Source organism: Streptomyces sp. NPDC032940 (assembly GCF_040636935.1).
Taxonomy (GTDB): domain Bacteria; phylum Actinomycetota; class Actinomycetes; order Streptomycetales; family Streptomycetaceae; genus Streptomyces.
The window spans coordinates 35,550-50,881 of sequence record NZ_JBEZVJ010000037.1; the positions used below are offsets into that span (position 1 = coordinate 35,550).

15 protein-coding genes are annotated in these 15,332 nt (G+C 71.6%); 7 read left to right on the forward strand and 8 right to left on the reverse strand.

Annotated elements, in window-relative coordinates:
* Positions 1-37: 37 nt before the first annotated feature.
* From AB0E77_RS30585 to AB0E77_RS30605, 5 genes are all read right to left on the reverse strand, one after another.
* The gene (locus tag AB0E77_RS30585; RefSeq protein WP_361577080.1) at positions 38-1,657 is read right to left on the reverse strand and encodes an FAD-dependent monooxygenase; all 1,620 of its coding nucleotides are present in this window, start codon (positions 1,655-1,657) and stop codon (positions 38-40) included.
* Positions 1,658-1,832: 175 nt separating this feature from the next.
* Complete coding sequence (locus tag AB0E77_RS30590) at positions 1,833-2,729, reverse strand: amino acid ABC transporter permease (RefSeq protein ID WP_361577083.1); 897 nt, start codon at positions 2,727-2,729, stop codon at positions 1,833-1,835.
* Positions 2,726-3,391: an amino acid ABC transporter permease gene (locus tag AB0E77_RS30595; protein WP_361577086.1), complete on the reverse strand. Its 666-nt coding sequence runs from the start codon at positions 3,389-3,391 to the stop codon at positions 2,726-2,728. The genes AB0E77_RS30590 and AB0E77_RS30595 overlap by 4 nt, the downstream gene beginning before the upstream one ends.
* Positions 3,392-3,475: 84 nt before the next feature.
* Positions 3,476-4,312: a glutamate ABC transporter substrate-binding protein gene (locus AB0E77_RS30600; protein ID WP_361577126.1), complete on the reverse strand. Its 837-nt coding sequence runs from the start codon at positions 4,310-4,312 to the stop codon at positions 3,476-3,478.
* Positions 4,313-4,404: 92 nt separating this feature from the next.
* Positions 4,405-5,181: an amino acid ABC transporter ATP-binding protein gene (locus AB0E77_RS30605; protein ID WP_361577089.1), complete on the reverse strand. Its 777-nt coding sequence runs from the start codon at positions 5,179-5,181 to the stop codon at positions 4,405-4,407.
* Positions 5,182-5,481: 300 nt separating this feature from the next.
* Between AB0E77_RS30605 and AB0E77_RS30610 the strand changes: the two genes are divergently transcribed.
* Complete coding sequence (locus tag AB0E77_RS30610) at positions 5,482-6,168, forward strand: response regulator transcription factor (protein WP_361577092.1); 687 nt, start codon at positions 5,482-5,484, stop codon at positions 6,166-6,168.
* A 9-nt stretch (positions 6,169-6,177) separates the two neighbouring features.
* On the forward strand, positions 6,178-7,602 hold the full coding sequence (locus AB0E77_RS30615) for a HAMP domain-containing sensor histidine kinase (protein WP_361577095.1): 1,425 nt from the start codon (positions 6,178-6,180) through the stop codon (positions 7,600-7,602).
* Here the strand turns inward: AB0E77_RS30615 and AB0E77_RS30620 are convergent.
* The gene (locus AB0E77_RS30620; protein WP_361577098.1) at positions 7,599-8,594 is read right to left on the reverse strand and encodes a TAXI family TRAP transporter solute-binding subunit; all 996 of its coding nucleotides are present in this window, start codon (positions 8,592-8,594) and stop codon (positions 7,599-7,601) included. The two genes, AB0E77_RS30615 and AB0E77_RS30620, sit on opposite strands and share 4 nt — an antisense overlap.
* A gap of 109 nt (positions 8,595-8,703) precedes the next feature.
* On the opposite strand from AB0E77_RS30620, the gene AB0E77_RS30625 reads away from it, so the two are divergent.
* Positions 8,704-9,129, forward strand: a complete 426-nt coding sequence (locus AB0E77_RS30625; RefSeq protein WP_361577100.1) for a MazG nucleotide pyrophosphohydrolase domain-containing protein — start codon at positions 8,704-8,706, stop codon at positions 9,127-9,129.
* Between the two features lie 46 nt (positions 9,130-9,175).
* Here the strand turns inward: AB0E77_RS30625 and AB0E77_RS30630 are convergent, their stop codons facing one another.
* Positions 9,176-10,408, reverse strand: coding sequence for a cation:proton antiporter (locus tag AB0E77_RS30630; protein ID WP_361577102.1), 1,233 nt, complete (start codon positions 10,406-10,408; stop codon positions 9,176-9,178).
* Between the two features lie 4 nt (positions 10,409-10,412).
* Positions 10,413-10,898 (reverse strand): TrkA C-terminal domain-containing protein, encoded by a 486-nt coding sequence (locus AB0E77_RS30635; RefSeq protein WP_361577105.1) that lies wholly within the window; start codon positions 10,896-10,898, stop codon positions 10,413-10,415.
* A gap of 216 nt (positions 10,899-11,114) precedes the next feature.
* On the opposite strand from AB0E77_RS30635, the gene AB0E77_RS30640 reads away from it, so the two are divergent.
* From AB0E77_RS30640 to AB0E77_RS30655, 4 genes are all read left to right on the forward strand, one after another.
* Entirely contained in the window at positions 11,115-12,299 is a 1,185-nt protein-coding gene (locus AB0E77_RS30640; RefSeq protein WP_361577108.1) for a HAMP domain-containing sensor histidine kinase, read from the forward strand.
* Positions 12,299-12,958, forward strand: coding sequence for a response regulator transcription factor (locus AB0E77_RS30645; RefSeq protein ID WP_361577111.1), 660 nt, complete (start codon positions 12,299-12,301; stop codon positions 12,956-12,958). Before AB0E77_RS30640 ends, AB0E77_RS30645 begins: the two co-directional genes overlap by 1 nt.
* A gap of 78 nt (positions 12,959-13,036) precedes the next feature.
* A complete protein-coding gene (gene miaB / locus AB0E77_RS30650; RefSeq protein ID WP_361577114.1) occupies positions 13,037-14,554 on the forward strand; it encodes a tRNA (N6-isopentenyl adenosine(37)-C2)-methylthiotransferase MiaB in 1,518 nt (505 codons plus the stop codon).
* 50 nt (positions 14,555-14,604) lie between these two features.
* Positions 14,605-15,291 carry a hypothetical protein gene (locus tag AB0E77_RS30655; protein WP_361577117.1) on the forward strand — a complete coding sequence of 229 codons (687 nt, stop codon included), beginning with the start codon at positions 14,605-14,607 and terminating at the stop codon, positions 15,289-15,291.
* Positions 15,292-15,332: the final 41 nt, after the last annotated feature.

The following is a 15,332-nucleotide window of genomic DNA, read 5'->3' on the forward strand; positions in this document are numbered from 1 at the left end:
CACCGGCACCATGTGGACGAGGACGGCGGGCGATCGCTCAACGGACCCCGGCTCCGGCTTCCGCCCCGGCTTCCGCCTTCGCGGCCGCCCTTCTCGCCCCGCCCAGCGCCGCCTCCGCCGCCGTGTAGAGGTCGGCCGGGCGCACCCCGTTCAGCGCGGTGACCAGGCTCCCGTCGGGCCGCACCAGCAGCACCGTGTGGGCCGCGGCCCCCGGGTAACTCTCGGCGACCAGCAGCTCGGCGTGGTGCGGCAGCGCCGTCACCGCCGCCGCCAGCCGGGGCATGACACCGGCGGTCACCCAGTGCTTGCGGTCCCACACCCCCGTGCCCGGCGCGATCAGCACCACCAGCAGCGCACCGCGCCCCAGCCTGTCCCGCAGCCGCACGAACGTGCCGTCCTCCGCCGTGACCCGCACGTCGGTGACGGGCGTTCCGGGCGCCGTGCCGACGGCCACCTCGCCCTCGAGGGGCGGCGGCATGAGCGGTGAGTCGGCACAGGTTCCCGGCGCTCCGAGTGTCCCGCGCCCCAGATGACCGTCGGCGAGCAGCGCGTCGTGCCCCCGGCCCGAGCCGGGGACGTAGGAGCGCAGGCCCCCGCCGCCGCGCAGCAGCGGCAGCACCTGGTCGGCGGCGCGCAGCCGTGCGGCGACGGCCGTGCGCCGCTCCTTCTGGTAGCTGTCGAGCAGCGCCTCGTGGGGCCCGTGGTGCCAGGCCAGGGCGAGCTTCCAGGCCAGGTTGTCGGCGTCCCGCAGCCCCTCGTCGAGCCCCTGCGTGCCCAGCGCGCCCAGCAGATGCGCCGCGTCCCCGGCGAGGAACACCCGGCCCACCCGCCAGCGGCGGGCCAGCCGATGGTGGACCGTGTGGACGCCGGTGTCGAGGAGTTCGTAGACCGGAGTGGCCCCGGACCGCCAGCCGGTGAGGGTCTCCCGGACCCGGTTCACCAGCAGCTCGGGCGTGACGAGGTCCTTGCCGGGCGGCAGCAGCCAGTCCAGACGCCACACGCCGTCCGGCAGCGGGCGGCCGACGACCTCGCCGGCCGAGGGCCCGGTCGTCCGCCACGGCGGCGCCCGGTGGAGCAGTGCCTCGTCGGTCCAGGGAAGTTCAGTGCGCAGCGCGGCGACGGCGTACCGTTCCACCGCCGTACGGCCGGGAAAGCGGATGTCCTGGAGCTTGCGCACGGTCGAACGGGGGCCGTCGCAGCCGACCAGGTAACTGCCGCGCCACCAGGTGCCCTTGGGGCCGCGCGTGTGGGCGGTGACGCCGGACGTCTCCTGTTCGATGCCGTCCAGTCGGCTGTCCACGGCGATCTTCACGAAGGGCTCGTGGTCCAGGGCGACGCGCAGGGCACCGGTCAGCTTGTGCTGGGCGATGTGCAGCGGCGCCGGCTCGGCGTCGTCGAACGCGACCTCGCGCGTCACCTGCTTGCGCCGCATCGACCGCCATCCGGCCCAACGGAAACCGGCCTCGTCCAACGAGGTGCCGGTGAGTCTCTCGACGAGTGCGACGACGTCCTCGCGCAGGACGACGGTGCGCGCGGGGCGGGGTTCGTCCTTGCCCGGACCCTCGTCGAGGACGACGCAGGGCACCTCCTGACGCGCCAGCGCCAGGGCGAGCGTGAGCCCGACGGGCCCAGCTCCAGCGATGATCACCGGGTCCACGGTGCGATGCCCCCTGCCTGTGACGGCGTCCCGGGGGACGTGGGTGAACAGGAAGTTGGAGCAGGGTGCACGGTCACAGAACGTATGCAACCTATTGCCGGTGCTTGCGTCAAGCGACGGAGGCCGTGGCGATCATGCCACGGCCTCCGTGATGGTCATACGAGGTGACCAAGTGTCAGGTCAGGTCTCCACCGCCGCCAGCGGCTGCCCCCGCGTTCGGCTGGTCGTCCGCCTTGAGCACCGCACCGGTCGACTTCTTGGCCCGCCGCAGTCGCCGCTCCAGCCAGCTCGCGAAGCTCGTCAGGGCGAAGTTGAGCCCGATGTAGATGACTGCCACCACGGTGAAGCTGGCGATGGTGTTGGCGCCGTAGTAGCTGCTCATCGTGTTGGCCGAGGCGAGCAGCTCGGAGAAGGTGAGCACCGCGCCGCCGAGTGCCGTGTCCTTGAGGATCACGACGAGCTGGCTCACGATGGCCGGCAGCATCGCGGTGACCGCCTGCGGCAGCAGGATGAGCCGCATGACCTGGCCCTTGCGCAGGCCGATCGCCATCGCGCCTTCCGCCTGCCCCTTGGGCAGGGCGAGAATGCCGGAGCGGACGATCTCCGCGAGGACGGAGGCGTTGTACAGGACGAGACCCGTGACCACCGCGTACAGCGGGCGGTCGTCGGAGCTGACGCTGGTGTACTCGGCGAACAGGGCGAGGCCGAAGATCATCAGGACCAGCACGGGGATGGACCGGAAGAACTCGACGACGATCGCGGCGGGCACACGGACCCAGGCGTGGTCCGAGAGCCGCGCGATACCGAGCACGGCGCCGAGCGGCAGCGCGATGACGACCGAGAGCGCGGCGGCCTTAAGGGTGTTCTGCAGACCCGGCCAGATGTACGTCGACCAGGGCTCGCTGCTGGTGAAGAACATCTCCCACTTGGCCCAGTCCAGCTGGCCCTTCTCGTCGAGAGCGCTGTACACCCACCACACGAGGGCCGCGAAGGCGACCAGGAAGACGACCGTGAGCAGCACATTGCGCCGCTTGGCGCGGGGGCCCTGGGCGTCGTAGAGAACGGAGCTCATCGCTTCACCGCCACCTTCTTGCCCACCCAGCCGAGGATCAGGCCGGTCGGCAGTGTCAGAACCACGAAACCGAAGGCGATGATCGCGGAGATCAGCAGCAGCTGTGCCTCGTTCTCGATCATGTCCTTCATCAGCGCCGCCGCTTCGGCGACACCGATGGCGGCGGCCACGGTGGTGTTCTTGATGAGCGCGATCAGCACGTTCGCGAGGGGGACGACCGAGGAACGGAACGCCTGCGGCAGCACGACCAAGCGCAGTACCTGGCCGAAGCTGAGACCGATCGCACGGGCCGCCTCCGCCTGGCCGACCGGCACCGTGTTGATGCCGGACCGCAGTGCCTCGCACACGAAGGACGACGTGTAGAGGATCAGCCCGAGGACGGCGAGCCGGAAGTTGATCGTCTCGAACTCGTCGGCGCCGAGGCTGACGCCCAGCGTCTGGTTCAGGCCCAGCGACGCGAACAGGATGATGACGGTCAGGGGGATGTTCCGCACGATGTTCACGTACGCGGTTCCGAAGCCGCGCATCAGCGGCACCGGGCCGACCCGCATGGCGGCCAGGATGGTGCCCCAGATCAGGGAGCCGACGGCCGAGAGCACAGCGAGCTGCACCGTCGTCCAGAAGGCTCCCAGCAGGTCGTAATCCTCAAGAAAGTCGAACACGATCTCCCGCGCTTTCGCGTGTAGGGAAGCCCGCCCCGGTGCGCCGCCCCTTCCGGAGGGCGGCGCACCCTGTCAGGCGCTGCCTCAGCTCTTGACGTCGCCGATCTTCGGCGCGGGCTCGTTCTTGTAGTTGGCCGGACCGAGGTTCGCGTCCACGGCCTTCTGCCACGAGCCGTCGGCCACCATGGCCTCCAGCGCGTCGTTGATCTTCGCCTTGAGGTCGCTGCCCTTCTTGACGCCGATGCCGTAGTTCTCGTTGGTCATCTTGAAGCCGCCGAGCTTGAACTTGCCCTTGAACTGCGACTGCGAGGCGTAGCCGGCGAGGATCGAGTCGTCCGTCGTCAGGGCGTCGATGGCGCCGTTCTGCAGGCCGGTCAGGCAGGCGGAGTACGTCGGGTACTTCTGCAGATTGGCCTTGGGGGCCAGCTTGTCCTTGACGTTCTGGGCCGAGGTCGAGCCGGTGACCGAGCAGAGCTTGGCGTCGTTGAGGTCCTCCGGCGCCTTGATCTTGTCGTCGTCGGCGCGCAGCAGCACGTCCTGGTGGGCGAGCAGGTACGGGCCGGCGAAGTCGACCTTGTCCTCGCGCTTGGGCGTGATCGAGTACGTGGCGGCGATGAAGTCGACGTCGCCGCGCTGCAGCATGGTCTCGCGGTCGGCGCTCTTCGACTCCTTCCACTCGATCTGGTCCTCGGTGTAGCCGAGCTTCTTCGCGACGTACGTGGCGACGTCGACGTCGAAGCCGGTGTACCCGTCCGGGGTCTTCTGGCCGAGGCCCGGCTGGTCGAACTTGATGCCGATGGTGATCTTCTTGCCACCACCGGAACCGCTGTCGCTGCTGTCGTCGTCGCCGCCGCACGCCGTGGCGGTCAGCGCGAGGGCAAGGACGGTGGCCGAGGCGGCGGTGACCTTGAGGAGCTTCATGGTGAACATCCTTTGACTGTGATCAGACGATCAGATGCGAGGGGCTGCCGGCTGGAGCGGAGCGCCGAAGCGGGCGTCGGAGCCGTGCTGCGTCAGTGGTGGAGGATCTTCGACAGGAAGTCCTTGGCCCGGTCGCTGCGCGGATTGCTGAAGAACTGCTCCGGCGCCGCCTCCTCGACGATGCGGCCGTCCGCCATGAACACCACGCGGTTGGCGGCGGAGCGGGCGAAGCCCATCTCGTGCGTGACCACGATCATGGTCATGCCGTCCTGGGCGAGCTGGCGCATGACCTCCAGGACCTCATTGATCATCTCCGGGTCGAGAGCCGACGTGGGCTCGTCGAAGAGCATGACCTTCGGGTCCATGGCCAGGGCCCGCGCGATGGCGACGCGCTGCTGCTGGCCGCCGGAGAGCTGGGCGGGGTACTTGTCCGCCTGGGCGCCCACGCCGACCCGGTCGAGCAGGGCCCGGGCCTTCTCCTCGGCCTTCTTGGCGTCGACCTTGCGGACCTTGACCTGGCCCAGGGTGACGTTCTCGAGCACCGTCTTGTGCGCGAAGAGGTTGAAGGACTGGAAGACCATGCCGACGTCGGCGCGGAGCCGGGCCAGTTCCCTGCCCTCGGCGGGGAGCGGCTTGCCGTCGATCGCGATCGTGCCGGAGTCGATGGTCTCCAGGCGGTTGATGGTGCGGCACAGCGTGGACTTACCGGACCCGGAGGGGCCGATGACCACGACGACCTCGCCGCGGGTGATCGTCAGGTCGATGTCCTGGAGCACGTGCAGCGCACCGAAGTGCTTGTTGACATTCCTCAGCACGACCAGTTCGCCGGTCGCGGCCACATCTTCCTTGGCCACCGATACTTCGGTCATCGCTTTCGGGCTCCGTCCTCCTCGGTTTCGGAGGACAGTAGTAACGCCAAACGACCTGCGTCTCTACATCTGAGGGGAATCTGAGCATCACGATCCGATAGCAATCGGACACCCGTCGTAGCTCGGGTGAGCAGGGAGCATATCGGCCGGATAACTTCGAGCAGCCGCAACCGGAACCCCCTTGACGCCGTCCCCTTCCATCGGCGTCACTGCACAGGGCACGCGCGCGCGTGCACAAGCCGTGCATCCGATCTTTTTACCCGTCCCGATCGTACGGCCGATGAACCGAAGGAGGCCCGGATGAGACTGCTGCTCGTCGAGGACGACAATCACGTCGCCGCCGCCCTGTCCGCGGTCCTGGCCCGGCACGGCTTCGACGTCACCCACGCGCGCAACGGCGAGGAGGCGCTCCAGGCGCTCGTCCCCGAGGTCGACGGATTCGGGGTCGTGCTGCTCGACCTCGGCCTGCCCGACCAGGACGGATACGAGGTCTGCGGCAAGATCCGCAAGCGCACCAGCACGCCGGTGATCATGGTCACCGCCCGCTCCGACGTCCGCTCCCGCATCCACGGCCTGAACCTCGGCGCGGACGACTACGTGGTCAAGCCGTACGACACCGGCGAACTGCTCGCCCGGATCCACGCCGTCAGCCGGCGCACCGCCCACGAGGAGGCGACGGGCAGCACCGAGACCGTGGTGCGCCTCGGTGCCGTGCGCATCGAGCTGCCGACCCGCCAGGTCAGCGTGGACGGCGCGCCCGTCCAGCTCACCCGCAAGGAGTTCGACCTCCTCGCCCTGCTCGCGCAGCGTCCCGGCGTGGTCTTCCGCCGCGAGCAGATCATCAGCGAGGTCTGGCGCACCAGCTGGGAGGGGACCGGGCGCACCCTGGAGGTGCACGTCGCCTCGCTGCGCGCCAAGCTGCGCATGCCCGCGCTCATCGAGACCGTCCGCGGCGTCGGCTACCGCCTCGTCGCCCCCACCGCGTAGCGGGGCCGGGTGCGCACACGTCTGCTTCCGCTGCTCATCGTGCTGATGGCGGCCGTGCTGCTCGCCCTCGGAGTGCCGCTCGCCGTCAGCGTCGCCCGCGCCGAACAGCAGCGGGTCGTCGTCGACCGCATCGACGACACGGCACGCTTCGCGGCGCTCGCCCAGTTCGTCACCGAGTCCGCGCCCGGAGGCTCCCGCCCGGTCACGACGGACGAACGCCTGGAGACCCTGCAGACCGAGCTGACCAGCTACTACGAGGTCTACGACATCCGGGCGGGCGTCTTCTACCGCAATCAGGTCCCCATGGCCAACGCGCCGACGACCTGGTTCCTCCCTCAGACCGGTGAGGTCCGCGAGGCCTTCGGCGAGGCACTGCTCAGCCGCCGCAGCCACGATCCGCAGCAGGTGTGGCCGTGGCAGGACGGCCGGCTGGTGGTGGCCTCGCCGGTCATCCGGGACGGAGACGTCGTCGCGGTCGTGGTCACCGACTCGCCGACCGGCGCGATGCGCGCCCGGACCCTGCGCGGCTGGCTCGTCATCGGGGCCGGTGAGATCGCCGCCATGCTGCTCGCCGTGGGCGCCGCGCTCCGGCTGACCGGCTGGGTGCTCAAGCCGGTGCGCGTCCTCGACGCCACCACCCACGACATCGCGACCGGACGGCTGAAGTCCCGGGTCGCACCGTCCGGAGGGCCGCCGGAACTCAGGCGGCTGGCCGCATCGTTCAACGAGATGGCGGACCACGTCGAGGACGTGCTGGAGCAGCAGCGTGCCTTCGTCGCCGACGCCTCGCACCAGCTGCGCAACCCCCTGTCCGCGTTGCTGCTGCGCATCGAACTGCTCGCGTTCGAGCTGCCCGAGGGCAACGAGGAGATCGCCTCCGTCCAGGCCGAGGGCAAACGCCTGGCCCGGGTCCTGGACGACCTGCTCGACCTGGCGCTGGCCGAGCACAGCGAGGCCGACCTCAAGGTCACCGACATCGGCGCGCTGGCCGCCGAGCGGGTGGCCGCCTGGTCACCGGCCGCCGAGGCCAAGGGCGTACGGCTGGAGGGGGAATGTCCGCCCACCACCGGCTGGGCCGACCCCGTGACGCTCTCCAGCGCCCTGGACGCGGTCATCGACAACGCGGTGAAGTTCACGCCGCCAGACGAGACGGTCCGGGTCACGGTCGCCTCCGGCGGCAGCACCGCCACCGTCCGGGTCACCGACAACGGGCCCGGTCTGACCGACGAGGAGCTCGCCCGGGTCGGCGACCGCTTCTGGCGCAGCGGCCGGCACCAGAACGTCAAGGGCTCGGGGCTCGGCCTGTCCATCTGCCGCGCGCTGCTCGCGGCGGGCGACGGCTCGATCTCCTTCGGCCACCACGAACCGCACGGACTGACCGTGACGGTCACGGTGCCGAGGACGGGGCACGCGCGCCGCCCCGACGCCCCCTAGGGCTTCACCGACCGGTAGTACCGCCGGGCGCCCTCGTGCAGTTCCAGCGGGTCGGTGTAGATCGCCGTACGGACGTCCACCAGTTGGGCGGAGTGCACGTGCGCGCCGATGCCGTCCCGGCTGTCGAGGACCGCCCTGGTCAGCCACTCGGTGATCCGCGGATCCATGTCGGCGCGGGTGATGAGCAGGTTGGACACCGCCATCGTCGGGACCACCGCACCGTTCTGGACGGCGGGGTACGCCGACTCCGGGATGTTGGTGGAGCGGTAGTAGCGGGTCGCGCCGCCGGCCTCGTGCAGCTTGGCGACGAGGTCGTCGCCTATCGGCACGAACCGGAAGGCGGACGTACGGGCTATCTCCTTGAGCCCGTCCGTCGGCAGCCCGCCCGACCAGAAGAACGCGTCGATCTCGTGGCCCAGCCGCCCCGGACCGGTGTCGATGCCGTCCGACCGGGGCGTGATCTCCCGCTCCGGATCGATGCCCGCCGCGCGCAGCAGCCGGGTGGCGATCAGCCGCACCCCGGAGTTCGGCAGACCGATCGCCACCCGCTTGCCCCGCAGATCGGCGACGGAGCGGATGTCCGAGCCGGTCGGGACGACGAGCTGCACGTAGTCGTCGTAGAGCCGGGTGACCCCGCGCAGCCGCTCGGCACCGGCCCGGTCGGCGATCTTGTACGTCTCCACCGCGTCGGCCGCGGCGATGGTGAAGTCGGCCTCCCCGGATGCCACCCGCTCGACGTTCTCCTGCGATCCGGCACTGGTCATCAGCCGCACCTTCAGGCCCGGCATGTCCTTGCGCAGCTCGGTGCGCAGCAGCTCGCCGTACTTCTGGTACACCCCCGCGCGCGTGCCCGTGCTGAAGGTGATCGTCCCGCTCGGCGGTTTCTCGCCCAGGGGCAGCAGCCACCACAGCAGCAGCGCCAGGGCGACGACACCGGCGGCCACGCCGGCGAGGGCCCGGCGGCCGCCGGCACGGGAGAGCATCGTGGACATGCGCGCGATCCTGCCAGCCCGCATCGCCACTGACCAGGGCCGGGCTCACACGGCGGGGCCGCGCGGGCGGGCCGGGGCGGTGTCGGTTCCGCTCGCTACAGTCGTCGGCATGAGCAGTTCCTCGCCCGCCGACCTGGTCCGCGCCTTCCACCTCGCCTTCGGTCTGGACGCCCGCAGCACGCCCACGGAGGTCGAGCCGGCCCTGGCCGCCCAGCGGGGGGCGCTGCTCGCCGAGGAGGCCGCGGAGGTCGCGGAAGTGTCGGTGTCCGGCCCGCTCGACCGGCTCGCGCACGAACTGGCCGATGTGGTCTACGTCGCCTACGGCACGGCCCTCGTCCACGGCATCGACCTGGACGCGGTGATCGCCGAGGTCCACCGCTCCAACATGACCAAGCTGGGCCCCGACGGCCGCGTGAGCCGCAGAGCCGACGGCAAGGTGCTCAAGGGCGAGCACTACGAGGCCCCGGACGTGACGGGCGTACTGCGCCGGCAGGGATGGGAGCCCGGGGCACCGGACGGGACGCCGGACGCCTGACCGCCGGCCCTCCGACAGCCCTCCGACAGCCCTCCGTCGGCCCCTCTCAGTCGCCCACCGACGCCTCCGCCCCCGCGGGCCGAGGCACCCCGTCGGACACCTCGGCGGGCCGGTCGGGGTCGTAGCGGCGCCGGAACAGACGCATCGCCAGCGGCTCGGTGAAGCGGGCGGTGAGGGGCCCGAGCACGACCAGGATGAGGACGTAGGCCGTGGCCAGTGGGCCCAGGGACGGTTCGATCCCGGCCGACACCGCCAGTCCGGCGATGACGATGGAGAACTCGCCGCGCGCCACCAGCGCCCCGCCCGCGCGCCAGCGGCCCTTGACGGAGATCCCGGCGCGCCGCGACGCCCAGTACCCCGTCGCGATCTTCGTCACCGCGGTCAGCAGGGCCAGCGCCAGCGCGGGCAGCAGCACCGGCGGGATGCTGGCGGGATCGGTGTGCAGTCCGAAGAAGACGAAGAAGACGGCGGCGAACAGATCCCGCAGTGGGCTCAGCAGCGTGTGCGCGCCCTCCGCCACCTCACCGGAGAGCGCGATGCCCACCAGGAACGCCCCGACCGCCGCCGACACCTGGAGCTGCTGGGCGACCCCCGCGACCAGGATGGTCAGGCCCAGTACCACGAGGAGCAGCTTCTCCGGGTCGTCGCTGGAGACGAACCGGGAGATCAGCCGGCCGTAGCGGACCGCCACGAACAGGACCAGTCCGGCGGCGGCGAGCGCCACCGCGAGCGTGATGCTGCCCGTCATCAGCCCGGCGCCCGCCACCAGCGCGGTGACGATCGGCAGGTACACCGCCATCGCCAGGTCCTCCAGGACCAGCACGCTCAGGATCACCGGGGTCTCCCGGTTGCCGACCCGGCCCAGATCGCCGAGCACCTTCGCGATGACACCGGACGACGAGATCCACGTGACGCCGGCCAGGACGACGGCGGCCACCGGGCCCCAGCCCAGCAGCAGCGCGGCCACCGCACCGGGCACCGCGTTGAGCGCGCAGTCGACCAGACCGGCGGGGTAGTGCGACTTCAGGTTGGTGACCAGGTCACCGGCCGTGTACTCCAGGCCGAGCATCAGCAGCAGCAGGATGACGCCGATCTCGGCGCCGGTCGCCACGAACTCCTCGCTCGCACCGAGCGGCAGCAGCCCGCCCTCGCCGAAGGCCAGGCCGGCCAGCAGGTACAGCGGGATGGGGGAGAGGCGGTAGCGGCCGGCGAACCGGCCGAGCAGCCCGAGCCCCAGGATGATGGACCCGAACTCGATCAGCAGAACCGCGGAGTGCACGGGCTCACTCCTGCCCGAGGATCGCCGCGGCGGAGTCGACGCCCTCACGGGTGCCGATGACGATCAGGATGTCACCACCGGACAGCCTGAAGTCGGGCGCGGGCGACGGAATCGCCTCGGCCCGGCGCAGCACCGCCACGATCGACGCGCCCGTGTCGGTGCGCATCCGGGTGTCGCCCAGCACCCGCCCGTTCCAGCGGGACGTCGCGGCCACCTCGATCCGCTCGGCCACCAGCCCCAGGTCAGTGGTGTACAGCAGGCTCGCACTGTGGTGGGACGGCTTCAGCGTGTCGATCAGCGCGTCCGCCTCCTGCCCGGTCAGCCGCAGCGAGTGGGCACAGGAGTCGGGATCGTCGGCCCGGTACATGTTGATGGTGCGGGCGCCGTCGCGGTGCGCCACCACCGACAGATGACGGTGTTCCCGGGTCACCAGGTCGTACTGGACCCCTATCCCCGGTAGCGGCGTCGCCCTCAGGCGTGGAGCGGACACGAGTCTTCCCCTCAGTCGTCCTGCATGTCGTGCATGCGTGCGTGCGGTGCCGCGCGTTTCCGCACGTCCGTGACGTGCGCGCGGCCTCGCCATGCTGTCACCCGCACGTACCGTGGCGGTATGGGTGTCGTGACGGATATACGCGGCCGGTCGTGGGCGGCCAGACTGATTCCGGCCGTGTTGCGTGCGAGGGCCGGGAGGAGCGGAAAGCGGACCGTGTCGCTGTTCTGGCGGATCTTCTCGCTCAATGCCGTGGGCCTGGTCGTGGCCACCGCGCTGCTGCTGGGACCGGTCACCGTCTCGACCCCGGTTCTCGCCCACGAGGCCCTGATCCTGCTCGCCGGCCTCACCGCCCTGCTGGCCGGCAACGCCGTCGTCCTGCGCCTCGGACTCACCCCGCTGCACCGGCTGGGCCGCGCCATGAGCACCGCCGACCTGCTGGTGCCCGGCGCCCGCCCGGAGGTCGCCGGGCCGGCCGAGGCCGCCGAGCTGATCGCGACGTACAACACGATGCTCGACCGGCTCCAGGCCGAGCGTGCAGCCGGTGCCGGACGCGCGCTCAACGCCCAGGAACGCGAGCGCCACCGCATCGCCCGCGAACTGCACGACGAGGTGGGACAGACCCTCACCGCCGTTCTCCTCCAGCTCAAGCGTGTCGCGGACCGGGTCCCCGGCGAGCTGCGCGAGGAGGTGTCCCTCGCGCAGGAGGCCACGCGCGCCGGTCTGGACGAGATCCGCCGCATCGCGCGCCGGCTGCGCCCCGGCGTCCTGGAGGAACTCGGCCTGGCCAGCGCCCTGCGCGCGCTCGCCGCCGAGTTCACGCACCACGGGCTCACCGTCGTCCACCACGTCCCCGGTGACCTGCCGCCGCTCACCCCGGAGGCCGAACTCGTGATCTACCGGGTCGCCCAGGAGGGCCTGACCAACACCGCGCGCCACGCCGCCGCCGACCGCGCCGACGTCACCCTGCGCCCGCTGCCGGACGCCGTCGAACTCCTCGTCCGCGACAACGGCACCGGCCTCGGCGGGGCGACCGAGGGCGCCGGCATCCGCGGCATGCGCGAACGGGCCCTGCTGATCGGAGCCGAGATCCACCTCGAACCCGCCCCCGGCCGGGGCACCCACGTGCGCCTGCGCATCCCGGTCCCGGCAGCCAGCCCGGCCACGGGACCAGTCGCGAGCCCGGCCACAGGACCAGTCGCCTCGGCCACAGGACCAGTCGCCTCGGCCACGGGACCAGTCGCCTCGGCCACAGAGCCAGTCACCGCCCCGGCCACAGAGCCAGCTGCCACCCCGGCCACAGAGCCAGCTGCCGCCCCGGCCACGGACCGCGTCACCGACCACACCCCAAGCCAGCACCCCACAGCCCCCACCGCAGACCGCCCCGGAGACCGCCCCTGATGTCCGCACGGCCCCCGATCCGCGTCCTGCTCGCGGACGACCACACCCTCGTCCGCCGCGGAGTGCGCCTCATCCTGGACGGCGAACCGGACCTCACGGTCGTCGCCGAGGCGGGGGACGGCGCCGAGGCCGTCGCCGCGGCGCGGTCCACCGAGGTCGACCTCGCCGTCCTGGACGTCGCCATGCCCCGCATGACCGGCCTCCAGGCGGCCCGCGAGCTCTCCCGCCGCCTGCCCGGGCTGCGCATCCTCATCCTGACCATGTACGACAACGAGCAGTACTTCTTCGAGGCCCTCAAGGCCGGGGCCTGCGGATACGTCCTCAAGTCCGTCGCCGACCGCGACCTGGTCGAGGCGTGCCGGGCGGCGGTGCGCGACGAGCCCTTCATCTACCCGGGCGCGGAGCGGGCCCTCGTCCGCTCCTACCTGGACCGCCTGCACGGCGGTGGCGGCCTGCCCGAGCGGCCCATCACCGAGCGCGAGGAGGAGATCCTCAAGCTCGTCGCCGAGGGCCACACCTCCAAGGAGATCGGTGAGCTGCTGTTCATCAGCGCCAAGACCGTCGAACGCCACCGCGCCAACCTCCTCCAGAAGCTCGGCGTCCGCGACCGTCTGGAACTCACCCGGTACGCGATCCGCGCGGGCCTCATCGAGCCCTGACCAGCCCTGATCCACCGCCGGCCCCGGTTGTCCACAGGCGGCCCGGGCCACCGTCGCGGACCGCCTACCCTTATTGCCATGAGCAGCATCGACCGGAGCCAGTCAGTGGGCGGCACGCGCACCTACGAAGTACGCACCTACGGGTGCCAGATGAACGTCCACGACTCCGAGCGATTGTCCGGACTGCTGGAGGACGCGGGCTACGTCCGCGCTCCCGAGGACGCCGACGGCGACGCGGACGTCGTCGTCTTCAACACCTGCGCGGTGCGGGAGAACGCCGACAACAAGCTGTACGGCAACCTCGGCCACCTCGCCCCGAAGAAGGCGAGCCGGCCCGGGATGCAGATCGCGGTCGGCGGCTGCCTGGCGCAGAAGGACCGCGACACCATCGTGAAGCGGGCGCCCTGGGTCGACGTCGTCTTCGGCACCCACAACATCGGCAAGCTCCCGGTGCTGCTGGAGCGCGCCCGCGTCCAGGAGGAGGCGCAGGTCGAGATCGCCGAGTCCCTGGAGGCGTTCCCGTCCACGCTGCCCACCCGGCGCGAGAGCGCATACGCGGCGTGGGTCTCCATCTCCGTCGGCTGCAACAACACCTGCACCTTCTGCATCGTCCCGGCGCTGCGCGGCAAGGAGAAGGACCGTCGCCCCGGCGACATCCTCGCCGAGGTCGAGGCCCTGGTCGCCGAGGGCGTCTCCGAGATCACCCTCCTCGGCCAGAACGTGAACGCGTACGGCTCCGACATCGGCGACCGCGAGGCCTTCAGCAAGCTGCTGCGCGCCTGCGGGAGCATCGAGGGCCTGGAGCGCGTCCGCTTCACCTCCCCCCACCCGCGCGACTTCACGGACGACGTCATCGCCGCGATGGCCGAGACGCCGAACGTGATGCCGCAGCTGCACATGCCGCTCCAGTCCGGCTCGGACCCGGTGCTGAAGGCGATGCGCCGCTCGTACCGCCAGGAGCGATACCTCGGGATCATCGAGAAGGTGCGGGCGGCCATCCCGCACGCGGCGATCACCACCGACATCATCGTGGGCTTCCCCGGTGAGACCGAGGAGGACTTCCAGCAGACCCTGCACGTGGTGCGCGAGGCCCGCTTCGCCCAGGCCTTCACCTTCCAGTACTCGAAGCGTCCCGGCACCCCGGCCGCCGAGATGGACGACCAGATCCCCAAGGCGGTCGTGCAGGAGCGGTACGAGCGCCTCGTCGCCCTCCAGGAGGAGATCTCCTGGGAGGAGAACAAGAAGCAGGTCGGCCGCACCCTGGAGCTGATGGTCGCCGAGGGCGAGGGCCGCAAGGACGGCACCACCCACCGACTCTCCGGCCGCGCCCCCGACAACCGCCTCGTGCACTTCACCAAGCCCGAGCAGGAGGTCCGCCCCGGCGACGTGGTGACCGTCGAGATCACCTACGCCGCCCCGCACCACCTCCTGGCCGAGGGCGCGGTGCTCGACGTGCGCCGTACGCGCGCGGGCGACGCCTGGGAGAAGCGCAACGCCGCCGAGCGGGCCAAGCCCGCCGGCGTCATGCTGGGCCTGCCCAAGATCGGCGTGCCCGAGCCCCAGCCCGCGGTGGCGAGCGGCTGCGGCTGCGACTGACCACAGGGCGCGGTGCCCGACGGCGTTCTGCCGGGGTTACGCTGCGGATCATGCTTGTCGCCGCCGCAGTCTGCCCCTGCCCGCCGCTCCTCGTGCCGGAGGTCGCCGCGGGTGCCGCCCCCGAGCTGGACGGCGCGCGCGCCGCGTGCACGGACGCGCTGGGCGTGCTCGCCGCCGCCCGGCCCGACCGGCTCGTGGTCGTCGGCCCCGCGCCGGACGCCGGGCCCGAGACCTACCCGGCGGGCACGCGCGGCTCGTTCCGGGGCTTCGGCGTGGAGCTGGACGTAGCCCTCGGCCGGGGCGGGGCACAGGACGAGGCTCCGGACGAGGAGGCGCGGCCCGGCGGGCGCGAGCTGCCGTACGGGCTCGCCGTCGGCGCCTGGCTGCTGCGGCGGACCGGCTGGGCCGACGCCCCCGTCGAGGGACTGGGCGTCGGCGAGCACCTCCCGGCCGCACGGTGCGCCGCCCTGGGCCGGGACATCGCCGCACGGGCACCGCGGGTGGCGCTGCTGGTGCTGGGCGACGCCAGCGCGTGCCGCACGCTCAAGGCCCCCGGATACCTGGACGAGAGGGCGGCACCTTTCGACGCGGCGGCCGGACGTGCCCTGGGGACGGCGGACGTGGCCGCCCTCGCGGCGCTGGACGCCGGACTGGCCCGGGAGCTGAAGGTGTCCGGGCGGGCGCCGCCGGACGTCATCCCCGTCCAGGGCCTGATCACCGCGACCAAGATCGCGTGACCGGCCGGCCCCGGACCCCTTGCGCACACCCTGCCTGACCG

What these genes read in the sequence shown, in the direction of transcription:
- miaB (WP_361577114.1), top strand. Translation starts at nt 13,037, where the DNA reads ATGAGCAGCATCGACCGGAGCCAGTCAGTGGGCGGCACGCGCACCTAC.
- AB0E77_RS30620 (WP_361577098.1), bottom strand. Translation starts at nt 8,594, where the DNA reads ATGTCCACGATGCTCTCCCGTGCCGGCGGCCGCCGGGCCCTCGCCGGC.
- AB0E77_RS30600 (WP_361577126.1), bottom strand. Translation starts at nt 4,312, where the DNA reads ATGAAGCTCCTCAAGGTCACCGCCGCCTCGGCCACCGTCCTTGCCCTC.
- AB0E77_RS30590 (WP_361577083.1), bottom strand. Translation starts at nt 2,729, where the DNA reads ATGAGCTCCGTTCTCTACGACGCCCAGGGCCCCCGCGCCAAGCGGCGC.
- AB0E77_RS30655 (WP_361577117.1), top strand. Translation starts at nt 14,605, where the DNA reads ATGCTTGTCGCCGCCGCAGTCTGCCCCTGCCCGCCGCTCCTCGTGCCG.
- AB0E77_RS30605 (WP_361577089.1), bottom strand. Translation starts at nt 5,181, where the DNA reads ATGACCGAAGTATCGGTGGCCAAGGAAGATGTGGCCGCGACCGGCGAA.
- AB0E77_RS30625 (WP_361577100.1), top strand. Translation starts at nt 8,704, where the DNA reads ATGAGCAGTTCCTCGCCCGCCGACCTGGTCCGCGCCTTCCACCTCGCC.
- AB0E77_RS30645 (WP_361577111.1), top strand. Translation starts at nt 12,299, where the DNA reads ATGTCCGCACGGCCCCCGATCCGCGTCCTGCTCGCGGACGACCACACC.
- AB0E77_RS30610 (WP_361577092.1), top strand. Translation starts at nt 5,482, where the DNA reads ATGAGACTGCTGCTCGTCGAGGACGACAATCACGTCGCCGCCGCCCTG.